The organism is candidate division WOR-3 bacterium (assembly GCA_016926475.1).
In the GTDB taxonomy this organism is placed as follows: Bacteria; SDB-A; SDB-A; order SDB-A; family SDB-A; genus JAFGIG01.
The window spans coordinates 1-2841 of sequence record JAFGON010000017.1 but is presented as its reverse complement, the minus strand read 5'-3'; the positions used below and the strand labels follow the sequence as shown (position 1 = coordinate 2841).

At 40.6% G+C, this 2841-nt stretch carries 4 protein-coding genes and 1 tRNA gene; 2 read left to right on the top strand and 3 right to left on the bottom strand.

Going from position 1 to position 2841, the window contains the following annotated elements; translation table 11 throughout:
* Positions 1-581: flippase-like domain-containing protein (locus tag JXA84_01260; GenBank protein ID MBN1149830.1), on the top strand; the 581-nt coding region annotated here is incomplete at its 5' end.
* Positions 553-1659, top strand: a complete 1107-nt coding sequence (locus JXA84_01255) for a flippase-like domain-containing protein (protein MBN1149829.1) — start codon at positions 553-555, stop codon at positions 1657-1659. The genes JXA84_01260 and JXA84_01255, both read left to right, overlap by 29 nt.
* A 109-nt stretch (positions 1660-1768) precedes the next feature.
* Here JXA84_01255 and JXA84_01250 read toward each other — a convergent pair whose 3' ends face one another.
* From JXA84_01250 to JXA84_01240, 3 genes are all read right to left on the bottom strand, one after another.
* Positions 1769-1945 (bottom strand): hypothetical protein, encoded by a 177-nt coding sequence (locus tag JXA84_01250; GenBank protein MBN1149828.1) that lies wholly within the window; start codon positions 1943-1945, stop codon positions 1769-1771.
* An 11-nt stretch (positions 1946-1956) separates the two neighbouring features.
* Positions 1957-2694, bottom strand: a complete 738-nt coding sequence (locus JXA84_01245) for a hypothetical protein (protein MBN1149827.1) — start codon at positions 2692-2694, stop codon at positions 1957-1959.
* 60 nt (positions 2695-2754) lie between these two features.
* Positions 2755-2828 (bottom strand) — tRNA-Val (locus JXA84_01240).
* Between the last annotated feature and the right edge of the window lie 13 nt (positions 2829-2841).

The following is a 2841-nucleotide window of genomic DNA, read 5'->3' as shown; positions in this document are numbered from 1 at the left end:
TGACCATGCTCTTCTGGGTGATTTCAGTTATCACGGTAGGGGTCGCCTCCTTTATGTTCATATCTTTTAAACCGAAATACGCGAAAATGTTTTTTCACAGAATAGGAAAATTTATTTGGAGAAAGACGAAGAAAAAACCCAGAAATTACTACAGATTCATATGCAAAACTTTCAACGAGATTAAAATGTTCAAAGAAGGTTTTAAGACATATCTAAAAACCGGAAAGACCATGCTATTTCTCGCCTTTTTAACCACAGCGCTTTTTTTGTCCATGTATTATTCGATACCCGCTTTTTTGATGATGGGCATGGGATTGACTGATTTCAGAATCATAGAGACTATAGCCCTTCAGATAATACTCACATTCGTGTTCCTTTTCGCTCCAACTCCGGGCGGAAGCGGACTCGTCGAGCTCGGATTCAGCAGTACTTTCAGTCATTTCATACCTAAAGGTTCTCCCGTAATAAGCCTTTTGACACTCGCTTGGAGAATTATCACTTGCTATGTTCCCACGGTTATCGGAGCCATAATTTCGCTGAGAGTACTGCACATTGAAAAACAAGACCTCGATTCCTTTTGATCTGAAAAAAATCAAAAAAGGCGTCGCGCTTTTCATTTTTCTGACCCTCGTCGCGTGGATATTTCTCATTCCCTTCAACGTCTCGGGTTCAGGACCTTTTTTGCAAAGATGGACCGAAGGCTTCACTTCGATTAAAAACGCGCTTTCTTCATCGAATTACCTCTACATCGGCGCGGCTTTTCTGGCCGCTTTAATCCAAATGGTCTTAAGCGTTTTAAAAATGATGCTTTTAACAAGAGCCCAAGGCGTCCACTTCTCTTTTACCCAAACAACTCGGTTTACTTTAAGCCCTCTTTTTTTATCGTCGATAACCCCTCTTCAGAGCGGAGGAATAGCTTATCAACTTTACTTGCTCAAGAAAGTCCGGTGCAGTTTTTCAAAAGGGGTGGCTATAATCACGTTCAAAAGCGCTTTAAACGGACTTTTTTTGTTGCTCTCGGCTCCTCTTCTTGTTTCATACGCCGCCAACGCTCTCAAGAGCAGATTTTTTTCAGGTTTGTCTTCCTACATCCTCTTTTTCTACCTATTTGTGGCTTTGTTTTTTTACTTTGTCATGTTCAGAAACAGACCCATGAAAAAAATATTATTTTTATTACTGTCAGGTAAAAAAGGTTTTTTCCGTAAGCTTTTCGAATTTTTTCTCAGATTTTTGAAATCGATGGAAAATCTCAAGCACAATTATGAAACTTTTTTTTTCAAAAACCCATCAAAAACCGCCGCTGCGGCTCTGATCTCAATTGTGGAAATGGGTGTTTTTTTCCTTGTCACTCCATGCCTGGCTGTGAGTTTGGGTTCAAAAACCAACCTGATTGGAGTTTACGCGACAGGCATGGCTCTTTCATACTTACTCGCCTACGCCCCCACCCCAGGTGGGTCAGGCATAGCGGAAATTTCAGGAATCAGCTTCGCTCTTGTCTGGGACGGACCCGTCACCGCCCTCATTCTTCTCTGGAGGGTCGTCGCTCATTACTTCCCCGCTTTCTTCGGCGGAGCTTTGCTCTTCGTTTTCGCCTCCGGGGATTTCGGAGATAAAAAGAGACCTTCTGTATTTGATGCCGGTCCAAGCGGAAAGAACTAAAAGAAAAAATCCCGCCGCGGCGTTAGTGTATTTATTCGGCCCGCCGATGACAAATCCGGAACCCATAATCCAGAGAGCTATGTAAAAAATCGCCCATGAAGTCCACATTCTATTTATCCTTTTTTTCTTTGTTTTCTCTTTTAATAATCCAGAATAACTGTATTATACCGAGTACGAATATTATCGAACCGAAAGTTATGTTTGATTTATCAGCGCTCGAGTGGAACACGAGAGCGCTCGCAACAAGCCAAAGCCCGATAAAAGCTATGAGCAAACTTTGAAACATTTCAACTCCTTTTAGCTTTCGACAAAATACAAAATCCTTCCGCAAGATTCGCAATACGCGATTTCAGTTTTTTTCTTGACTTCCTCAACAAGGTGTGGAGATACCATTGAATTGCATCCTTCGCAAATCCAAAAGTTTTTTTTTGAATTTGAACTCCCCAAATCTGAAAGAAAAATTAGAGCCATCGCAGTTTCTCTGGCGTTTCTTATCTTTTCGTATTTTTTGTATGCTTTCTGCTCCAAACCCGGGACAAAAGATTCCCGCTGAGATACCAGTTCTTCAATTATTTTTTTTCCTCTTTTTTCCTCTTCGAGAAGGTTCATTTTTTCGTTCTCGAATTTATTCTTCTCGGATGAGTGCCTGTTTTCCAACTCGGACAATTCATTCTTCATTCTGTCCATTTCATCAAAAAGTTCAATTTCCTTTGTTTCAAGTTCGCTGATCTTGTTTTTTGAAAACTCTATTTGAGATCCCAAAGATGTGTATTCTTCGTTGGTCTTGACTTTTTGCTGCTGAAGTTTAAAAGTGTTGATTTTTGTCTCATGCGATTCTATGTCTATTTCGATTTTCTTTTTTTCTACTTCATACAATTTTAAAGCTTCTTTCTCCCTGTGTATTTCAGCTTCCCTCTTTTTGTAGTTTTCTTCAAGCTTTGACAGCCTCTCCGGTATAGCCTCAGTCCTTTTTTTCAATTTGCTTATTCTCTCGTCCAATTTATGAAGCTCGTATAGCTGGTCTATTACGTTCAATTCTCGGGATCCTGTATATAAAAAAAACAGGGATAGAAATCTATCCCTTCTGATAGTATATGGGCGAAAGAGGAATTGAACCTCTGACCTCCGGTATGTGAGACCGGCGCTCTAACCATCTGAGCCATTCGCCCTCATCTTTCCTTC